The sequence below is a fragment of the Paraburkholderia phenazinium genome (genome assembly GCF_900142845.1).
In the GTDB taxonomy this organism is placed as follows: domain Bacteria; phylum Pseudomonadota; class Gammaproteobacteria; order Burkholderiales; family Burkholderiaceae; genus Paraburkholderia; species Paraburkholderia phenazinium_A.
Genome location: NZ_FSRU01000001.1, coordinates 425,502 through 446,946, shown reverse-complemented (window position 1 = coordinate 446,946; position 21,445 = coordinate 425,502). Strand labels below are relative to the sequence as shown.

Genomic DNA, 21,445 nt, shown 5'->3' with positions numbered 1-21,445 from the left:
GGAAATGGCGGACTTCTTTTCGCAGAATCGCGGGGCGCTGAAATTGGTTGTGCAAGGCGAGATTCCAAACGAGGGATTCCGCCCTGGACAGGTCGGCGCGCTACACGCAGTGCTTGCGCATATCTCGGTTCACGATGACCCGGCTATCGTGTGTCTGCCCACCGGATACGGTAAGACGTCCGTGATGATGGCCCTTCCCATGTTGCTCGGCGCAAAGCGCGTCCTAGTAGTAGAGCCCTCTGATGCACTTCGACGGCAGGTCTCTTCACACTTTCGTGAGCTGTCGACGCTTCGACGTATCAAGGTAATTGACCCTGCGACACCGAATCCAGCTGTGCTTCGGTTGGAAGGCAAGCCCGAAAATGCTGACGCCTGGCGTGCCTTTGAGGAGTTTGACGTAGTGGTATCTACGCCCGCGAGTTCATCGCCGGCGGTTGCGCCTGGTGCCGCACCCCACCTTTTCGACCTGGTCGTTTTCGATGAAGCTCATCATGCGCCGGCAGACACGTGGGCAGCATTTCTCGACCACTACCGGTCCGCTCGATTTGTGTTTTTAACTGCGACACCGTTTCGACGGGATGAACGAGTCATTCCGGGCAAGCTGGCATATCGGTATCCAGTGATGAGAGCGCTTGAGGAAGGTGCCTTTCAGCCAATCGCTTTCCTCGCGGCTCCGGTCGAAGACACGCTCGACGACGAGCACGTGGATAGAGTGATTGCGGAGCTCGCGGTGCGGCAACTTCGGTCCGATATTGATGCGGGTTACGACCATCGCATATTTGTGCGAGCGGCGACCATCAGTGCTGCGCGGGCGCTGGTGCCGCTGTACAAAGGAATGGGGGTCAATGTTGAGGCTATCGACAGCAAAGTTAGCAAACGCACACAAGACGAATGCGAACGCCGTTTGATTAGCGGAGACCTCCAGGGAATTGTCTGTGTTGACATGTTCGGCGAAGGCTATGACTTTCCCAAACTAAAAATCGCTGCATTGCATGCACCGCATCGTTCGCTCGTACCCACAATTCAGTTCATTGGGAGATTTGCTCGTGTTGATGGAGCGACAGGCAGAGGTACTCTCATCGCCCCGCTAGCGCGAGTCCAGAATGCGACTACCGCGCTCCTCAAAGAGGGCGTTGACCTTGCGAGAATGATTGACGCAGCGGCCGCAGCCGAGCTGGCGGGTGATGCGGAAGGGCAAGCTGTACTCGAACGCCTTCCTGTACGGCGCATCGCAGAGTCCGACTACGACGCAGTGTCGCCTTTGGCGTTGGAGCTTTACGCCCATGTACGCGTATTTCACTGTTCTCAAGCGCCCAACTTCGAGGCAATCGGTGACCGCATCACGCGTCACGTGCGAGTGATGAAGCAATGGTCGTCGGACGATGGAACCGTCAGCCTACTGCTTACCGCCGATGAGAACCCACCCAGTTGGGCTACGTCAGATGCCCTCTCGAACATTCGCCATGATGCATTCCTTTTTATCTACTATCCGGCTACGCAGCGGTGTTACATAGGCTCGACGCGACGCACGGAAAAGATATATCTCGGGTTGATGAATAAGGCATGTCCCGCAGCGCATCGAGCGCTTAGTTACGAAGAAACTAGCCGCGCTCGCGCGGGACTGCAAGCCGTCAAGTTCTACAATGTCGGCCTGAAGAACAACACGTTTAACTCGCAAGCGGAGACCTATCGAACCCTGACGGGACCTGCAGCAGAACGAGCGGTAAGTGCAGGAGATGGTCGCGCTTACTCTCAAGGCCATTTCTTCGGAAGCGGTATGGCTGGCGATTCCAAGGAGACTATTGGGGCGAGCAGCAGTTCTCGGATTTGGAGCAATCAGCGGCTGACCGTCGCGGAATTTTTAACTTGGGTGGAGACGCTCGACGCCCGGCTGACGGGCAATACCCCATTTGAGGCGACACAGCTGGACCTGGTACGTGCGGCTACAACTCTGCGGCAGCTTCCGGAAACGGTCATCGCGGGGACGTGGCCAAAGGCTGGCTTTAGGGCGAATCCCCGCCTGCGGTGCCTCCGTGGTGCTGGCGCGAGACTAGTCTATCGACGACTTACCGACTGGGAGTTCTGCGAATTCGAACCGCAACCCATCGCTGGTCGACTGCTGTTCTCAGTGACTTCAGAAGATATCAGCGTGCGTATGAGTTTCGCAGTTGGTCAGGGCAATATGGTCTCGCAGTTGGACGAGGCGACAACATTGGAAATCGAGTCGGCCGTCGACTCTTGGATGCCTCTCGCTGAATGGTTGTCGGAGCACCCACCAATTTTCTATGCAGCTGACAAATCATCATTCGAAGGTATGAATTTGATGGCAGCGCCGCAGCTTCAAACCCGTGCGTTGGCGCAAGGTGACACCGAAGTAATTGACTGGAATGGTTGTGATGTGACCATTGAGTTTCTTGTTGATGACGGAACTCCTCGTGCGCAGGAGCGCAGGGCACAACTTGCTGGGCGTGCGACTGTGCAAGAACACCTAGAGCAACATCTGATGGGCCAAGCGGATGTCATCGCGCTTTTTTACGACCACCGGTCTGGCGAGGCTGCCGACTACATAGCTGTAAGTGTCGAGCAGCAAGGAGACGTCAAAATTGCGTTGTACCACTGCAAGGGCGCCGGCGGCCCCCCGAGCGGAGGGAGAGTTGGTGACGTTTATGAAGTGGCTGGGCAGTTAGTAAAATCGGTCTTCTACTGCGACTCGCATATCCTACTCACGCATATGGAAGACCGGATGAACGGCCGTTATGCGGCACCCTCACGGTTTCTTCGCGGAAACATCGGCATGCTCAGGCAACTATTTGAAGAAACCTTAGCGACGAAGCTTAGCTTTATCGTCATCGGTGTGCAGCCAGGAATTCGACGCGGCATGGTCAATGAGCGCCTGGTCGACCTCATGGTGTTCGGCATCGACTATGCACGACAAGGCGGCGCAGCGAATGCCTATTGGTTGGTAAGCGAGTAGTGCCTTTACCTTCTTCGCGCGGCAGATGTACTGCGATGATGGGCGTACAGAAAATTCGGACGCGAGCGGGTAATGTGCAGCGAGAGCGACGACAAACTTAGCGAGGAACCAGATGACAAGCACGTACCCGGCGGGTGACGGGAAGCTGGCCCACTTTGTCCTTGACGATGTCTAACGTCATCTCGCCTCTCCACTTTATTTTGTCGAGAACACAAGCGGCAAGTGAATTGTCGGCTGTTGTGCTATCGGCGGCTACGAGTATCAAAAAGCCACGTTGAAAGTGCTGCCACGCACCGCTGAATACCCTCCGCGCCCACCGAATAACCGCTGATAAGACCCACGCCATAGGTTTCCCAGGTCTCGTACCTCTCAAGCGATTCGACTTCTGACTCCCCTGGCAGCAAGAGTAAACAGAGGTCCGGGCGCCGGCCGGCCAAGAACAGAGAGTCATGGTAGATATGTGCGGACGCCATAGCGTCAAGCACGTTGCTCTTGCCACTGCGGTACTTTGCGTCCAGGACAAATGTCCTTTTCTCTACTCCATGCGAGACTATGAGAACGATGTCTGGGCGCCGCTCCCTGGAGAGGCTCCATGCCTGTTTGGTACCGCCAAGCTCGTCAGAGCGAAACGTCGCCTGGAATAGCAACTCGAGGTCTCGACCGTCCGGCAGCTGCGCGGACAATACCAGGTCGGGAGACGTCCCCGCAAATTTGGATTTGCCCGGCTTGAACTCAACACTTAAAGACGATTCCAGCGCCTCTGCCAAAGCCACATAGCACCAGGTCTCATACACCCCCCATGAGGGGCTGACATGGAGGTGTTCTATGGCGAAATCAGGTTCTACGCCGAGACGTAAGGCTTCCGTACCCGTGCGATAGGCTCGGGCATATGTTGGATTGGCCGCTACCTGAGTGAGGCCCGCTGCCGTAGTTTGAGGTTTCTTGACGCCGCGAAATGGAAAGCGATTGAGCAAACGTCGCACGTCAGCATCGTAGGCGAGGAGGATTTCCAAACGCCGGCTGCATCTCCCGAACGCATCAGTTTCCGACAGTTCGCCCCGGTCCTTCATAACCCACGCTTGCAGTACAACAAGAGCGTGTTGAAACCGCTTGAGTAGCGCAAAGATGGCTCGGTTCGCGGGAGTATCGACCGTGGCAGTAGGGACTTGGACGTGTACCTGAATGGAGTCGATGTTTTCCCCTTCAGGGAACTGACCGGTCGCCAACGCGACGATACGCCTGTCATGCAATGCGGCTACGGGGAGACGCTTCACCTGGGCCAATGGCACCGATTGCCGCACTGGTTTGAGACTGGCATGCGGCATACGGGTGATTGCTTCGACGCACTTCAGAAATGCACTGCCGTGTTGCCTCAGGCGCTCCCAGCGAACCAGTTCGTCAAACTTACCACCTAAGCCTGCTTTTCCAAATCCCAAACAGGCGGCTGCCTCCCCTAGGAGGAGACGTTGGTCGAACTGCCGAATCGCTTCAACCATCGACGCAAATTGGTCCTCTCGGACCTTCTGGCTCGCTGGGGCTACCTCAAGGTAGTAGGAGGTCTCGACTCCCTTTGGATTGACGGATACAACTTTCACGCGACCGGCAAAGAAACTGGCAGCCCATGCGAACCGCCCAGCGGGCCCCTCTGCCAGTGGAATATCGTCGACGTACAGATGCCGTGCGCCGTCGACAATTTCCAGCACGTATGAGGCATCCTCCCGTAGGCCGGAAACCAGCCCACCGGAGACTGCCCGCCCAAGCTCCGGCTGGGCCAGACCGGCGGCGCGGACGACAAGCTCATGCCGCCAGGCCACTTTCATCGCCAGAAGCGTGTTGAACCGGTCTCGCTCAGGTCGCGAACCATCTCCTGAACCTTACTTGCACATCGAGCCAATCCATATTCCCGGCAAATGTCTTGTATCTGCGCAACCGCCTCGGCGAAGCGCTCGGAGTGTTCTCCTCGCAACTTCGGGAGCACCTTAGCATACAACACATCATCCAACGCCTTATCCGGGCTGACACCTAAGCCACGGGAGAAAGCGAGATAGCTCACGACGTCATCAATCGTCCTCCATCCGAAGTGCAGGCGTACGGGCTCGAGTGCCTCCATCAGTTTTCCGAGCACAGCTTTGGCCTTGGCTCGAACATCTTCGGCTTCGAGGGTGCCCCACTTTGGAAAGCTCTCGACGTCAATCTTCCAAAACTCCAGCGTGAATGCACGGTCCAAGACCTTGTCCGAAAGACCGTGGGTTGTCTCATCCATGTTCACGGTGCCAATAATCGCAAGGTTTGCCGGGTATCGAATCTGGCTTGGCACACCACTGACTTCCTCATCCATCTGATGCAGGTCGATGACCCCGTGAGTTTCCATGGCAGACAAAATCGGCGCCAGGTACTGCTCCGGATGCGAGAGGTTCATCTCATCCAGGATAGCTACGTGCGGGGTCGTCGGATTCTCTGCTGCACGCAGCACCAGGTCCAGGAACGGCGTTCCGACATACATGCTCTGCTGAATCGGATGCACATATCCGAGCAAGGGGCTGGTATCAAACCAGCCGGGCTGAACTGGCAGTACCTTTACACTCTCTTGCCCTGCCGGCTGCGTTCCGCACAAGGCGTCCGCATAGTTAAGTGCGAGCTGGGTTTTGCCCGAGCCAGACAAGCCTGCCATCACAGCGAAATGTCGTACAGGATGGAACCACAGGCCACCGTGCAACTGCTCGACAAGACCTTGGTCCCACTTGAAGCTGCCGGCGGCCGCGTCTGCGAGACGCTGTTTTACCTTAGCCCAATCAGGCAAAGCCAGCTTGGCGTCTACCTCTGCTTGAATTTCGACCACAGTTTCGGTCGCTTTGGGCAGTTTGGGCGGCTCCCAGGTGATGAGCTCATTCCATTGTTGACCAACTTCCGTCAGAGCGTAGCCACTTATCGGCTCATACGAGATAACCCGCATGCTCATCAACCAGCCCAGTAGTGCAGTTGGAGCAAAGGCCGTAGTCCAACCAGGATTAACCGTCTGCAAAAGCGCGACAAGCTCCGCTTTCGATTTCGAGCCGGCCGCCAGTGTCCGAATGGTGTAGTCGACCCCTAAAACCTTCGTGAGCAGTTGGTCAGCGAGTTCCTGTGGGTCTTGGGACTCAAGGAGGTTGATGCCTCGTGCGTTCAGTTGATACACACCGCCGTTGCGCCGACAGAGGTCAAACTCGCGCATGACCACGTTAATGGTTGTTCGAATGCTGCTGTCAACCAACGTCGGATTCGATTCGCGAATGAGGTCGCGAAAGTCTTCCTCCGTTAGACCGTCGCCGCTCAACGCGGGCAAGTAGCCAAGGAGTGTCTGAAAGTAGCCCTTGATAGCAGTAAGCCCTTTCCGGCGCAGCACCGCCGGCATAGGGACCAGACCATCCGCCGGAGCGGCCTCAGACTGTGGCACAGCCGCTTCCTTGACGTCGCTGATTTGCCTGTAAAGCAACCAAGGCAGGCACATCTGCTTTACGCTATCTAGCGTCCCTGGCGCAGCGGGACCCAGAATATCTTCCACCATTTTGCGGATGGCGATGTGCATGTGAATAGCATGTATTCGCCCCTTTCCGCCGAGCGCTCGATATAGCTCCGTGAGCTTCCCTTCATCTGCCACCGTGGTGAAGTAGTCCGGAAACAGCGCGCACAGTGCCCGATTGATTTTTAGGAACGGACGCTTTCCACACAACTCGCGGAATTTGGCGGCGATTTCGTCGTGCAGCTCTACTAGCCAAGCCGCCACCTCTTGCGACTCTGCAGGAAGTGGCTGGGATGCCTTGTTTGAAAACCAGGCTACAAAATCGTCGTTTTCAATAGCTGGCGCGGACCTGACGGTGCACATGCCCGTGGCAGACACATGGTCGGAATCGAACAATTCCTTCAGGAAAGCTTTATCGCGAAGCTGAACGGCAGACGCGCCACGTGTGGTGCTCAGAAACCGCTGTAGCCGCGGAAACCAATTCTCAGCCTCCCGCGCGGGGGGAGACTTGAAGAGCGACTCAACTTCACGTCGAAACATGTTCTCATCGAGTAATTTGCCAGCCACTTTTAATCCTGTACGTTCGACCGCAACACGCTCGCCAGCATTGGCTTGCGAAAGAGCTAGCTCTGCGTCAACGATGTCGACAAAATCATCAACTGAGCCATCGAATTTCAACCGAACATCCTTTCCTTCGACCAAGGAGGAGACTGCGCGCTTTATCGTCAACGGACCCTCGCCGGGAGCACGCGTCACACGCAGCAAACGCTTGGCCGGCTGAATCTCATCCGACAGCCATATCGAACAACCATCGTTGCGCTGTTCAATTCTCAATTCAGGCCGCTGAATCTGAAGACCCGCGACAATCTCTTCGAAGCTCATATCGTCCTTTCAATCCCCAAAAGTGCGCTACTTGGGCTCCGCAGGTCGGGCAAACTGGAGCCTCCTTTGGAATATCGCTTTGACATACGGCCTGGCGAAAATGGATTCGCTCGAAAACTGCGGCCTGAGCGGCTACTTGGTCAGTGAGTAGCGCTTTAGGTCGTCGGGTGTAGCCGTGACGCCAATACCAATGATGCAGTAGTGCGCGTCGGTACGCTGCTCGACACCTGGAATATTGCATCTGAAGCTTCCGGACATACCGGAGTCTGCCGAGCCATCACACTCGTAAATTTCGGTGTAGCTCTTGGGGTTCCAGTCACACTGGCTAACCCCTCTGGCCGCAAAACCAACGATGAGAGCGGACAACGGGAACCTGTTCCGGTTAGTGATATCAACCCGGCTGTACCAGGACTGCGAGTCGCTGGTAATCGTGACGTGGGTCAGCGCGACGGCTGCAATCACGGGACGGGCTTTAGCGTACTCCGTGTCGGTGCCTACGACCACGCGGAGCTGTGGCACCCCGTGTGCCCAAGGGTCGGGGATATCGAGGTGGACCACAGGCGCAGGATGCTTCTGTCTGCAATATTGCGCAGCGATGCCATACTGGACTTCCGTTTTCGTTTCGTCTATCCGGTTCTCCATGCACTCCTCGAACGTGTTGCCGTCCGAGGTGAACATGCCGGCGGCCGCATGCGCGGACGCGAGCAGAAGCACAGCGCTGATGCACCACTGGATTTTCACGGCGGCCCTCATTCTCTCGATGCACGCCTGCATTGGGGCATGCGATTATTGCCTGAATTTAGCGCACATTTTTGTGCGCAACTACCAGGTGTTGTGCGATGCATCCTTCGTCTGCCTACGTCCTCCTTACGGCCCCCAACCTCTATAACCGTTGTACCTCTCTGACTTCATCAGCGCGTGACCTCAGCAGTCGTATTGCGGGAATCAACCCGAAGCACATTTCCCTCAGGCGTTATCTGGCGCGGGATGTCAGTGAAGTCAGGCGCGTTGCCTGGCTTCGCTGCGAGCTTTGGCGCCGGCGTACGATGCGCCCGCGCCTTCGCGATATGTTGTACACCACCTGTATGCTTTGCCGACCTGTGTGAAGTCGCTGGGTGTTTAAGCGAAGCGCCCCTTGCTTCCGGCGGATTCCAGATTTCCTTGTACTCCTGAGTTGCAAATGCAGAGGACGTGAAGCCGAGCAGCAACAAGACACATCCAGAAAATCTCACCGTTCCTTCTCCCTGTTGCCTCGCTTTAACCAGTCACCGCAGCGGACTCCCAGACCGACGCATTCGCCGTCGCAACCATGACAGTAATGTCGGTCGCGAACAGCGTCATCGACCTGCCAGGCGTTGTCGGTCACGGGCATTGCTGTTCCAACGGCGTGGCCATTTTCGCATGCGAAAAAGACAGGCTCGCCGTTTTTCCCACGCCTCACCGCGTCGTCAATCGCGTCGTCGCCGAAGGCTGAGCGTAGTTTGGCCATGAAGGCTGCCAGCTCGGGCATCGGATGGTCGGCCTTCCGAACGCGTGCATCCATAGTCAGCCCCCGATTAAAAGTGCCAGTTCGCTACCGCAAGATTGCGCGTACGATACTGTATAAATATACAGTTTTTTTGCTTCCCCATGTCCACCGCTACCGTTCCCGCTGAGGAGATTCACCCGTCCCTGTGGCGAGCGTCCCAGCTCGCGCGCGGGCGTGGGCGGTTTCTGGAAACGGGGTATCCCGCGCTGTCGGCGGAGCTGCCTGGCGGCGGATGGCCCGTAGGGGCGCTGGTCGACCTGCTGGTCCAGCAAGCCGGTACGGGTGAGTTGCGGTTGCTGCAGCCAGGGCTCTGCAAGGCCGGTATCCGTCCGGTCGCATTTGTGCAGCCCCCCATGCCCTCAACGGACTGGGGGGCTGCGCCACATCGGCCTTCCTGTCGAGCGGGTGTTTCGCGTGGATGCGGCGAAGACGGGAGACGCGTTGTGGTCGGTTGAGCAGATTCTCCGCGCAGGCAGTTGCGCCGCGGTGGTGTTCTGGACCGGGTATGCGAAAGCGTCATCACTCAGACGACTGCACCTGGCCGCGCAGTCGTCTGAAACGCTTTTCGTGATGGTCAGGCCGCTCGCCACCGCGCAGGATTCGTCGCCAGCGCTCCTGCGATTGACTTTAAGACCATCAGTCGACGGCCTGAGCGTCGATATTGTGAAACGACGAGGGCCGTCCAGCGCAGCGCCTCTATCGATTTCCCTTCAACCCAGTCCAGTTCTGTTTTCCCGACATGCGCGCCTTCCTCGCCGTTCACTTGCCGACGTTGCCTCTCGCGATATCGCGACCTATACGCTCGTGTGAACTGGCAGATGGCAGCGGTGTACCGGGGGAAGAGAAATGGAGCGGGTTCCTTCATGGCCTGTCGGGATGACACGCCATGGACACAACCTTCACCGCTTTGCCGGCGTATGCCGAGCTGTTCTGCCTCTCCAATTTCTCATTCCTGCATGGTGCTTCGCACGCGGAGGAGCTGGCCCAACGTGCAGCGCAACTCGGCTACTCGGGCCTGGCGGTAACTGACGAGTGCTCGCTTGCCGGTATCGTCCGTGCGCACGTCGCCGCGAAGGAGGCGAACCTTCCCTTTGTCGTCGGCTCGTACTTTCGGCTCGTCAATGCCGACGGCTCGCCAAGTTTCGGTCTCATTCTCCTCGCCCAGAACCGTGAGGGATACGGAAACCTCTCCGAACTCATTACGCTCGCGCGCACACGCGGCCCGAAAGGCACGTACCGGCTGACACCACACGACCTGTCGCGGCCGGAACCGGAGAGCAGCCACCTTCGCGGCATGCCGGACTGTCTCGCGATACTGATACCGCATTTCCCCGCGAAGGAGGACGTGCTCGACGTCCAGCTCGAGTGGCTCGAACAGACGTTTCCCAACCGTGGATGGTGCGGCCTTGTGCTACATCAACGTGCGATGGACGATATTCACCGGGGAGCGGTCGAATACATCGCCGACGGCCGTGGCATTCCGGTCGTCGCGCTCGGCCAGGTGGTGATGCATGTGCGCTCGCGCAAACCGTTGCAGGACACGATGACCGCCATCCGTGTGGGCAGGCCGGTGCAGGAGTGTGGCTACGACCTCTCCCCCAACGCGGAGCAGCACCTGCGTCCCCGCCTGCGTCTCGCGAACCTGTATCCGGAATACGCGCTCGCAGAGACAACGAACATCCTGTCGCGTTGCACGTTCTCGCTCGACGAGCTGCGCTATGAGTATCCGGATGAACTGGTTCCCACGGGCATCACGCCGACCGCCTATCTGCGGCAGGAGACCTATATTGGCGCCCGCCGCCGGTTTCCATCCGGCATCCCATATGACGTGCTGGAACAGATTGAGCACGAGCTCGAACTCATCAGGGAGCTCGAATACGAGCCGTACTTCCTCACGGTCTATGACATCGTCCGCTTTGCCCGCAGCCAGCACATCCTGTGTCAGGGCCGGGGCTCGGCCGCGAACTCGGCGGTCTGTTACTGCCTGGGCGTGACGGAAGTCGACCCGGCGCGAGGCAACATGCTCTTCGAGCGGTTTATATCGAAGGAGCGCGGCGAACCACCGGACATCGATGTCGACTTTGAACACCAGCGACGGGAAGAGGTGATTCAATACATCTACAGGAAATACGGCCGTGACCGTGCCGCGATAGCGGCGGCCGTGTCGACCTATCGTCCGCGCGGCGCCCTTCGCGAAACCGGCAAGGCGCTGGGCGTTGACCCGCAGATTGTCGATGCGGGGGCCAAGAGCCATCAATGGTTTGATGGCAAGGAGGACCTCCTCAACCGCTTTTCCGAGTCCGGTCTGAACCCGGAGACGCCACTGATTCAGCTGTGGGCATCGCTTGCGTCACAACTGCTCGGTTTCCCTCGCCATCTGTCCCAGCACTCAGGCGGCTTTGTCATCAGCCGTGGAAAGCTCACGCGCCTGGTGCCTGTTGAAAATGCTGCGATGGTCGACCGCAGCGTGATTCAGTGGGACAAGGACGACCTCGAGTCGCTGGGGTTGCTGAAAATCGATGTACTTGCGCTCGGCATGCTCTCAGCAATCCGTCGAGCGCTGGACCTCGTATCGGACCAGCGAGGTGAACAATTTGAGATGCAGGACATACCGGCTGAAGACCCGGAAACGTATGAGATGATTTCGCGCGCGGACACCGTGGGCGTTTTCCAGATTGAATCGCGGGCGCAGATGAGCATGCTGCCGAGACTTCAGCCCCGTACGTTCTATGACCTCGTCATCGAGGTGGCGATTGTTCGCCCGGGACCCATTCAGGGCGGCGCCGTTCACCCGTATCTTCAGCGCCGCCAGGGATTCGAGCCTGTGAGCTACCCCAGCAAGGCCCTTGAAACGGCATTGGGCCGTACGCTCGGTGTGCCGATTTTTCAGGAACAGGTGATGCAGGTGGCAATGTTAGCCGCCGGATTCACCGCGGGCGAAGCCGACCAGTTGCGGCGTGCAATGGCGGCCTGGAAACGCAAGGGTGGTCTTGACAGGTATTACGACCGAATCGTCAACGGGATGACTGAGCGTGGATACGACAAGGCATTTGCAGACGGCATCTTCCAGCAGATTCTCGGCTTTGGCGAATACGGGTTTCCGGAGAGTCACGCGGCCAGCTTTGCCCTGCTCGTGTACGCGAGTAGCTGGCTGAAACGCCACGAGCCGGAAGCCTTTCTCGCGGCGATGCTGAACAGCCAGCCGATGGGGTTTTATTCGCCGTCGCAACTCGTTCAGGATGCCACGCGGCATGGTGTCCAGGTATTTCCCGTCGATGTCACGATAAGCGGCTGGGACTCGTCTCTCGAGCCGATAGACGGTGCCGAACGGCCGGCGGTGCGACTGGGCCTGTCCTTGCTCAAAGGGATGCGTGATGGTGCCGCAGAGCGTATCGAAAACTCACGTGCGATACGTCCGTTCGCAACTGTATCTGACCTCGCCCGGCGCGCCCAACTCGACCGTCACGACCTGCAGGCGCTCGCCGCGGCGAACGCACTCTCGTCGCTTGCAGGCAATCGGCGCGAGGCGCTGTGGCAATCCGTTGCCGCCGTGCCGGATAAAGACATGCTGTCGGTAGCGAAAGTCGAAGACGAAACGCCGGCACTCGGTGCACCCTCTGAAGCCGACGATATTGTCGGCGACTATCGGTCGATGGGTCTGACGCTCGGACGACATCCTCTCGCGCTGCTGCGACCTCAGTTGCTCGAAAACCGGTTGATGCCCGCGTCCACCCTGCATACCTTTCGGAACGGCCGGCTCGCGCGCGGCTGTGGCATCGTTACCGTGCGTCAGCGGCCCGAGACGGCAAAAGGTGTCATCTTTATCACCCTAGAGGACGAGACCGGCAACGTCAACGTCATCATCTGGCCCAAGGTGCTGGAGCGGCAGCGCAAGGAAGTGCTAGGCGCATCGTTGCTCGGCGTACTTGGTGTATGGCAGTGCGAAGGAGAAGTACGACACCTTGTCGCGCAACACCTCATCGATATGTCGTATCTCCTCGGCGAGCTGCCATCAATGAGCCGCAATTTCCATTGATGGCGTAATCCTGGGCCCAAGAGTGACATCGGGCGTGCGTTGCCGTTTCAATAGAATCGTTTCAACAGGCCAATACATCCCTAGGTCGCCGACCCAGAGTCAAAGCATTAATGCGGTCACTCGCTATTGAGCCGGCTGCTCGCGAGGGTGCATTGCCTGACTTCAGGGGCGACCAGACGGAGCAACGAGAAACGGATAAAGGCGCTGAAGATTGGTGATGCTTTGTGGTCAGCGGAGCAAATTTTGCGAGCTGGCAGTTGCGGCACCCTGATTTTCTGGGCGCAGCATGTGAAAGCCCCTTCTCTGCGGCGACTGCACCGCGGCGCAGGCCTCCGAGACGTTCTTCGTCATGGTTGGCCCGTTGGCAGCGGCACAGGATTCCGCACCCATCTTGGTCCAGCAAAACGTGGGCGGTAAAATTGCAGGCGACATTTGGACCGTCCCCCTTGTAGATATCAAGTCAGTCAGAGCCTTTGGGCGCGGCCGTCGTTAGGCACGTAGCTGTTTGCGCCTCGCAATCTCATTCAACGAGGGCTTTTCTTGAGTAATCGTGTCAAATCATTCATACCTAGCCAAGGCCTACGGCGATGTAGCATTCGGTGGCAGTTTGCACAGACAAGCGCTAGGTCCTCGACACGAGTGACCTCACCGTCAAATTTCAGGGAACTGACCGGCTTTGTGTGATGAGCCTCAATGAATCCGTTCCCGAGCTCGCCGTAAGTTGATGCAAAATCAAAGTTGCAACAGGCGCAGCGCAGATATCCGTGCTTTTTTAAAGCGATTTCCTTTGCTTGCCGGACCAGTGTTGGGCTCCGCTCCCGCGAATAGTGGAGGCGTTGTTTCAAGCGTCCCTCGGGGAATCCTTCGCGAGTTGGAAGGCGGTCATGTTCCAGCAAGTCGGCCCTAACGCGATAGTCCGAAAGCTCAATCAGCTCTCCGATGAAATCTTCCAGCTTCTGGGTAGTCGCGGGTAGCGAAATTTCGGCAGCTTCCGACCCGTATGTTTCGACAAAATAGGCGCGGCGCAACCGGTTCTTGCCGTCCTGTTTGGTGGGCCTGTAGGTCCAACGCAGCGCCAGTAGTTCTTCGCCTTCAACGAGCTCGTGTACTTCGCAGAGCGGACCAGACCTAGATTCGGGAAAGACAACGACGTAGTAGTTGCCAGACCGTTTCCAATCCACCAATAGAATCCAGATGGCGGGGTCGCCTTTGCTCTCAATCAGGAACGCACCGTCACACGGACGGTCGTCTGCCCATTGATGGAAGCCGGTGAGTGGACCGGAAGGAAGGGATTTCAGGGTCTTATATTGTGGTGAATTAAGCGCTCTGATTTGGCTTGCAAGCTTTTGGGAAGTTTTATGGTCCATGGGGTCCGGGTTTTGAGGAGCCGTGCGGGTGACCTCTTTCTCTGGCCACGCGATTCTTGAGGAAAGCGAAAGACGTTTCGTCTTGGTATCGACCTGTGGGCGAGATACTTGAATGTTTACTTTCCCCGCTGTACTGCCTCGGGGACATGTTTTCTGAATTCCATGGGGCCCAGTCTCTCAGCGTAGACAGCAGTATGTGTGAAGAGCGAGTCCGAACGTGCGTCACTAATCCTATACGGTCGTTCACCGGCGTTCGCGACAAAAACTATGAGACTATCTTGTTCGGGCGCCTCCGCAGAAAAGCAGTTCGTGACGGCATTCAACGAGGAGCTAGCTATTTCCCGGCCTTTTCGGCTGTTCGGAATTGCGCGGTCGGCAGCAAAATCAAAATTGAGAGAGCGAAATCGGCAGAGCCGATTTGGGGGCCAGATGGATGACATTATTGTCGACCCGGCAGATACGCCGGAAGAGCCACGTTGCGTGCAGATATTTACCACGCTTGCCGGCAAGGTTAATCTGGCCGACTTTCAGAATGCCGTGCCGGTTGCGCGCGAGCTGTCGGTGCTAAATGAAACCGAAAGCGACGTGAAAGGGCTCCGGCTCACGGTTTCGTCCGAACCTGCATTCCTAAAACCCAAGACATGGCACATCGACCACCTCGGTGCAGGGCAGACCGTCCGCATCAGTGACCTCGACCTGTCGCTCGACGGTGCATTGCTCGGTCGACTCACTGAGGCCGACAAGGCAGTTGTAACCTTCAGGCTGACGACAGGGCAAGAGCCCGAGAATGAACTGGCGTCGACCGAGTCGACCGTCGAATTGCTGCCACGCAATCAGTGGGGCGGTTTAGCTTCGCTACCAGACATGGTCGCGGCGTTTGTCCAGCCCAACGAACCTGCCGTCGAGCGAGTTCTAAAGCGGGCAGCTGAAGTTCTCCGACAGGCAGGCAAGTCCGGCTCGATTGACGGTTATCAAGGTGGAGCACGTCGGGCGTGGGAGCTTGCGTCTGCTATATGGAACGCCATCGGAACGATGGGACTCGACTATGCGCTGCCGCCGGCGAGTTTCGAACGTACCGGCCAGAAGGTGCGCAGTCCGAGCCAGATTGCCGACTCAGGGCTCGGGACGTGTCTCGATTTGGCGTTGTTCGTGTGTGCCGCACTAGAACAGGCCGGCCTCAATTCTCTGCTCGTGTTCACAGAGGGGCACGCGTTTCCGGCCGTCTGGCTGAAGGCTGAGGAGTTTTCAACGTCCGTCGTGGACGACGTGACCGCACTCCGCAAACGCGTGAAACTGAAAGAAATGGTGTTGTTCGAGGCGACGCTTCTCACCCACCGTCCGCTCCCACCGTTCAGCTACGCAATCGCACGCGGCGAAGAACAGATTTCCGAGGAAGAGGAACAGAAGTTCCAGTTGGCGGTCGACATACGGCGGGCGCGTCTCCAGCGCATAAAGCCGTTGGCAAGCGAACAAGTCGTGGCGCGTGGAACAGCAGGAACTGAAGCCGAAAACGTTCAGCCGGTGTTTGAGGACGCACCTGAACTGCCGGATGAACTGGATGATGGCAAATCGGACGAGGCCCCCGAGCGTCCGGAAGACCGTCTCACCCGTTGGCAGCGCAAGCTTCTCGACCTCTCCCTACGAAATAACCTGTTGAGCTTCAAGGCTGGCAAGAAGTCGCTCAAGCTCGACGCACCGGACGCAGCGCATCTCGAGGATATTCTCTCTGAAGGTCATGCCCTCAAGCTTCTGACGCGGCCGGACCTCATGGACGGCAATGACCCTCGTAGCCAGGCCATCCATGAAGCGCGCGAGCGCGAAAACATCAGGCGGCAGCATGCGCTCGATGCACTGAAGCGCAAGGAAGTTTTCGTCGGCTTGACCCAAGACGAAATGGAGTCGCGCCTCGTCGAACTGTTTCGGACTTCACGTACGACCATGCAGGAGGGAGGCTCCAATACCCTGTACCTGGCACTCGGATTCCTGTCGTGGTCGCGTGATGACAAGGATGACAAAAAATACCGCGCTCCTCTCATCCTTGTTCCCGTAACGCTGGAACGGCGCAGTGCACGCTCTGGGTTCAGCCTGAAATTGCACGACGACGAGCCGCGCTTCAACCCGACGCTGCTTGAGATGTTGCGCCAGGATTTTGAGCTCGAACTTGGGGTGAGCGATACAGAACTGCCCAAGGATGATTCCGGCCTCGACGTCGCGGGCGTCTGGAAGACTGTGTCCAATGCCGTCAAGGACATCAAGGGTTGGGAGGTCGTGGAAGACGTTGTGCTCGCCACGTTCTCATTTGCCAAATACCTGATGTGGAAGGACCTAACTGAACGCACAGAACAGTTGAAACTGAACCCCGTGGTACGCCACCTTATTGAGACGCCACGAGACTCGTACGAAAGCACTGTTGAATTTCCTGACGTCCGGAGGCTTGATGTTGAACTTCCTGTCAGTAAGACATTCTGTCCGTTGCCGGCCGACTCGTCGCAACTCTCTGCAGTCGTCGCTGGAAGCAAGGGCAAAGACTTCGTCCTGATTGGGCCACCCGGCACGGGTAAGAGCCAGACTATTTCGAACCTGATTGCACAGTGCCTAGCGGAGCGCAAGCGTGTGCTCTTTGTGTCCGAGAAAATGGCCGCGCTTGATGTCGTATATCGGCGCCTCGCTGAGGTCGGTCTGGGCAATTTCTGTCTCGAACTCCACTCGAGCAAGGCCCGAAAGACCGAGGTGCTAGAGCAACTCCGCACCTCCTGGGATGCGGCATCAGCGATGGCGCCCGAGGATTGGCAGGCAGAAGCCGAGCGCCTCGAGGGGCTCCGTTCGCAGCTGAATGGTTACGTCGAGAGATTGCATCTCCGCCATTCGAATGGGCTGAGCGTTTACGAAGCAATAGGTAAGGTCGTCGCAGGCCAAGACTTGCCGTTTCTTCAGCTTTCCTGGCCATCAGCTCAAATTCATGATTCGGCCGCGATGCGGACGCTTCGAGACACGGCCGAGCTTCTTGACGTCCACGCGAAGGTGATGGGAGCAGGGCAGCTTGCCGACAATCCACTGACGCATATCGCTCAAACGGAATGGTCGCCCCTTTGGCAGGCGGCGCTGCTGGACGTGGCTCGGGCAGTTGAGCCCGCTGTCAGCAAATTTCAGGCAGCGGCGGAATCGCTGCGCGGGAGTATTGGACTGCCGGCGTTGTCGCTGGAGCCTAGAACTCGCAATGGACTGCGATTACTCGCGGCGACGTTGCCGGCTGCCTCTGGCCAGGATTGGCAGTTTGTGTTGCGCCCCGATGCGAAGTCTATTGTCGATAGCCTTCGTCAGGCTGTGCCATTGGTTCAACGCCACCGTGAAGTTCACAGTTCCCTTTCGTCGCCTCGGGGCAATCAGGTGCTCGAGGACCTCCGCCTCGGTATCGCTCAGCTGACCAGATATTTTGAGCTGCAGGCGCAGGTCTCACAACCGTGGAACGAGACGTTGTGGTCTCGGCTCGCGTCAGGCGTGGCGCTTTTGCGCACCCGACAGGAACTGCTGAGTCAGTTGACGCTGCCCTATCGAGAGGAGATTTCCAAGGCTGCAGTCCAACAACTCCAGTCCGACTGGCGTGAGTTGCAAGAATCGTCGTGGCCAATGAGCATCATACGGCGCCGCGCATTGAGCAAGAAGCTTAAAGAGTTGGCGTCCGGCGGTGGGGAGCCGGAAATCGGCGCCGACATCGAGCGTCTTGCAAAGATAGACGCGTTGAAAACCGAAATCAAAGCTCTTGATGACCTTTCCCTACCCACGTCCAATGCATGGGCGGGGCTGAGGACGGAACTGGACGTCGCGCGTGCATCGCTTGGCTTCCAAGGAGCACTCAAGCAGGCTCGCATCCGCGCAGCTTGGGAGGATGTGGGCCTTGACCCAGTGAGCCACGGTAAGTGCGGAGATTCCGCACGCGATGACCTCCAGCGCATGCGCGAAATGCGGCAGATTGAACAGGTCGTAAGTCGTTTGTCGGCGCTCGGGAATGAGACCGACGGTGCCTGGTCGGGATATGAAACCGACCTGGCTGCGGCGAAAGCCTTCGTCATGTATCAAGGGGCGTTAGCTGCCGCGCGCGCCAATAGCATCTGGCAAGATGAAGGGTTTGTCGCCGTCGAAAGCGGCCGTGCGGGTGCGACCGCTGCGGCTGACCTGACAAAGATGCGTGAACTGGTATTGCTGCAGAGTCGACTGCAGGACTATGCTGACCTGTCCGCCAAGACATCCGGCTTGTGGAGCGGTTTACAGACAAAGATTGAAGGGATTGAGCCGGCGCTCAAGTTCTTTGAGGCACTATCAGCGGCGCTGGCGAATCTTGCCAGCACGCCCGAGACGCTCGCGGCAGTAAAGGCACCGGTTGCCCTGTTGCTTGGTGACAGCAACGTCTTGTTGGAACCAACCGGCGTTGTAGCGGGTGCGGGCCGTGCATATGCTGATGCGCTTCATGAGTACGGGGAAGCGGTCGCACGCTTCTCAGTCGCGAGCGGACTACCCGAATCGGAAAACAGTACTCTTGAAGAGCTGCTTCCAATGCAGCTGGCGGAGCGAGCGCACGACGTATTGCGTTCCTCAAACCGCCTGAATGCATGGTGTGCATGGCGCAAGGCACGCCGGCAGGCTCTCGCTCTCGGCCTCGCACCTGTAGTCAATGGTCTCGAGAAAGGCGCCATATCGCTGGGTCGCGTGAAGGAGACATTCGAGACTGATTATTGTCGTTGGTGGTTGAACGCAGTGGTCGACGCCGATGAAGTTCTCCGCACTTTCGTTTCCGCTGAGCACGAAAAGCGTATTCGGGATTTCCGCGAGCTCGACGAGCGCTTTATCAGTCTCACACAGGCATGGGTTCGAGCGCAGCTTTCGGCCGGACACCCGTCACCAGACCGCGTTTCGCGTGGTTCGGAGTGGGGACTCCTACGCTATGAAATGCAAAAGAAGACCCGCCATCTGCCGCTTCGTGAGTTGATGTCGCAGGCGTCCAGCGCGGTGATGCGTCTGACACCGTGTCTGCTCATGAGCCCTCTGTCCATCGCGCAATACTTGCCAGCAGAGACTGCGCGCTTCGACGTGGTCATCTTCGACGAAGCGTCGCAGATTCCGGTCTGGGACGCCATCGGAGCGATGGCGCGCGCGAAACAGGTCATCATGGTCGGTGACCCGAAGCAGTTGCCGCCGACCAGCTTCTTTGACCGGGCGGAATCCGATGTCGATGATATAGACGTCGAAACCGAGCTCGAAAGCATTCTGGAAGAGTGTATCGGCGCTAACCTGCCGACGATGAAATTGTCGTGGCACTACCGTAGCCGCCATGAGAGCCTGATTGCCTTCTCAAACTATCGCTATTACGACGGCGACCTCGTTACGTTCCCAAGCCCGGTGACCAACGACCGTGCCGTGAGCTTCAACCACGTGCCGAACGGACAGTACGAACGAGGAGGCGCGCGGACAAACAAGTCCGAAGCGAAAGTACTCGTCGCTGACCTTGTGTCGAGACTGAAATCGGCTGATTTCCGGGACAGCGGGCTGACTATTGGCGTTGTCACATTCAACGCTGAACAGCAATCGCTGATAGAAGACCTCTTGGACGAGGAGCGCCGAAAGGACCCATCTATCGAGCCGCATTTTCTTGACACGCAGCTTGAGCCCGTGTTCGTCAAAAACCTTGAAAGCGTTCAAGGTGACGAGCGGGACATCATGTACTTCTCTACCACGTACGGCCCCGGTATTGACGGCACGATGCCGATGAACTTTGGCCCCATGAACCAGCAAGGCGGTGAGCGTCGACTAAACGTCGCTATTACCCGCGCCCGTCAGGAGTTGCGCGTCTTTGGTAGCTTCCGGCCGGAACAAATGGACCTGTCGCGGACCCAAGCCTTGGGCGTGCGTGACCTCAAGCACTTCCTCGAGTTTGCAGACCGTGGCGCTCGTGCGCTGGGAGAAATTGTTGCCGGCAGCCTTGGCAACTTCGAGAGTCCCTTCGAGAAGGCGGTGTCGATAGCTTTGGTCGAACGTGGCTGGAGGCTGCATTCTCAGGTCGGCGTTTCGGCGTTCCGTATTGACCTTGGGGTGGTTGACCCCGACGCACCAGGTCGGTACTTGGCTGGCGTCGAATGCGATGGAGCCACTTATCATCGTTCGGCGACGGCGCGCGACCGTGACAAGCTACGGGAGAGCGTGTTGCGGGGGCTGGGTTGGGAAATCGTGCGAATCTGGTCAACCGACTGGTGGATTGACATGCCGGGCACCGTCGATAAGATTCATCGACAGCTGGAGACATTACTCGTTGAACAGCGGGAAAAGCGTGCAAAAGCGGAACAAGAGGCGACGGTACTGGCAAAGCAGGTTATCGCGGATGCGATGGCAACTTCACCCGACGATGTGCATGGCACTGACGTGGTTGACACCAGCAGCAATCGCGACGGACATATAAACGTCGATTCAACCGCGCCGGCTACCTATGCACGTAACGCGGCAGTCGTACTGCCCCATGTATCAGCAGAAAGTCGATTCATCGAAGCGGACCTCACGCACGCAGGATACGAAGGCAATGCCGACTCGTTCTTTGACGTCGCGTACAACCCAAATCTTCTCCGCATGATTGAATATGTGGTCCGCGTCGAAGGTCCGGTTCGCGACGAGGTGCTGGCGCGCCGCATCGCCCGTGCGCACGGGTGGGTTCGTACTGGTGCGAGAATTCAGGACCGCGTCGTACGCCTTGCGGCTCAGCACTACGGGAGCGATGCAGAGGACATTGGCGTTTTCTTCTGGGCACCGCAAAACAGAGTTGATATGCCGATTCAGTTCCGACGCCCCCTCGACGGCAGTGCGCGTTCGGTGGATGAGATATCGTTGGCTGAACTCCGAGCGCTCGCTGGCGAGATGTTGCAGGCAGGGCATGATAACGAGTCCGGCGTTATGGCGATGGCGCGCGAGGTAGGTCTGCGAAAAGTCAGCGCCGTCAGCAGGACGCGTTTGGAGCAAGCGTGGTTAAGCGTGTTCGGTGGTGAGAATCCGAGCTAGTCGGCATGAGTAGAAGACGGTTGAAAGTGCCGACCTCCTTGCATCCGCGAACTGACATTGTGCTCCCCGTAAAGTCATTGGAGTGGCTTGTCCGTTTCTATTTGCAGGAAACAAGATTGTC

The 21,445-nt window shown here is 57.9% G+C and carries 8 protein-coding genes and 1 pseudogene; 4 read left to right on the top strand and 5 right to left on the bottom strand.

What is annotated here, in order from left to right; genetic code table 11:
* Window positions 1-4: 4 nt before the first annotated feature.
* Window positions 5-2,974 carry a DEAD/DEAH box helicase gene (locus tag BUS12_RS02005; protein WP_074294002.1) on the top strand — a complete coding sequence of 990 codons (2,970 nt, stop codon included), beginning with the start codon at window positions 5-7 and terminating at the stop codon, window positions 2,972-2,974.
* A gap of 242 nt (window positions 2,975-3,216) precedes the next feature.
* Here BUS12_RS02005 and BUS12_RS02000 read toward each other — a convergent pair whose 3' ends face one another.
* From BUS12_RS02000 to BUS12_RS01980, 4 genes are all read right to left on the bottom strand, one after another.
* Window positions 3,217-4,794: a DUF2357 domain-containing protein gene (locus BUS12_RS02000; protein WP_074294001.1), complete on the bottom strand. Its 1,578-nt coding sequence runs from the start codon at window positions 4,792-4,794 to the stop codon at window positions 3,217-3,219.
* A complete protein-coding gene (locus BUS12_RS01995; RefSeq protein WP_083640202.1) occupies window positions 4,791-7,355 on the bottom strand; it encodes an McrB family protein in 2,565 nt (854 codons plus the stop codon). Before BUS12_RS01995 ends, BUS12_RS02000 begins: the two co-directional genes overlap by 4 nt.
* 132 nt (window positions 7,356-7,487) lie before the next feature.
* Window positions 7,488-8,096, bottom strand: a complete 609-nt coding sequence (locus BUS12_RS01990) for a hypothetical protein (protein ID WP_143788232.1) — start codon at window positions 8,094-8,096, stop codon at window positions 7,488-7,490.
* A 487-nt stretch (window positions 8,097-8,583) separates the two neighbouring features.
* Window positions 8,584-8,865 (bottom strand): hypothetical protein, encoded by a 282-nt coding sequence (locus BUS12_RS01980; RefSeq protein WP_437123851.1) that lies wholly within the window; start codon window positions 8,863-8,865, stop codon window positions 8,584-8,586.
* 119 nt (window positions 8,866-8,984) lie between these two features.
* Between BUS12_RS01980 and imuA the strand changes: the two are divergent.
* Window positions 8,985-9,693: pseudogene (gene imuA / locus BUS12_RS39200) on the top strand (translesion DNA synthesis-associated protein ImuA).
* A gap of 76 nt (window positions 9,694-9,769) precedes the next feature.
* On the top strand, window positions 9,770-12,919 hold the full coding sequence (locus tag BUS12_RS01970; protein ID WP_074293997.1) for an error-prone DNA polymerase: 3,150 nt from the start codon (window positions 9,770-9,772) through the stop codon (window positions 12,917-12,919).
* Window positions 12,920-13,443: 524 nt separating this feature from the next.
* Here the strand turns inward: BUS12_RS01970 and BUS12_RS01965 are convergent.
* Window positions 13,444-14,286 (bottom strand): HNH endonuclease, encoded by an 843-nt coding sequence (locus tag BUS12_RS01965; protein ID WP_074293996.1) that lies wholly within the window; start codon window positions 14,284-14,286, stop codon window positions 13,444-13,446.
* 429 nt (window positions 14,287-14,715) lie between these two features.
* Between BUS12_RS01965 and BUS12_RS01960 the strand changes: the two genes are divergently transcribed.
* On the top strand, window positions 14,716-21,324 hold the full coding sequence (locus BUS12_RS01960; RefSeq protein ID WP_074293995.1) for a DUF3320 domain-containing protein: 6,609 nt from the start codon (window positions 14,716-14,718) through the stop codon (window positions 21,322-21,324).
* The last annotated feature ends 121 nt before the right edge of the window (window positions 21,325-21,445 follow it).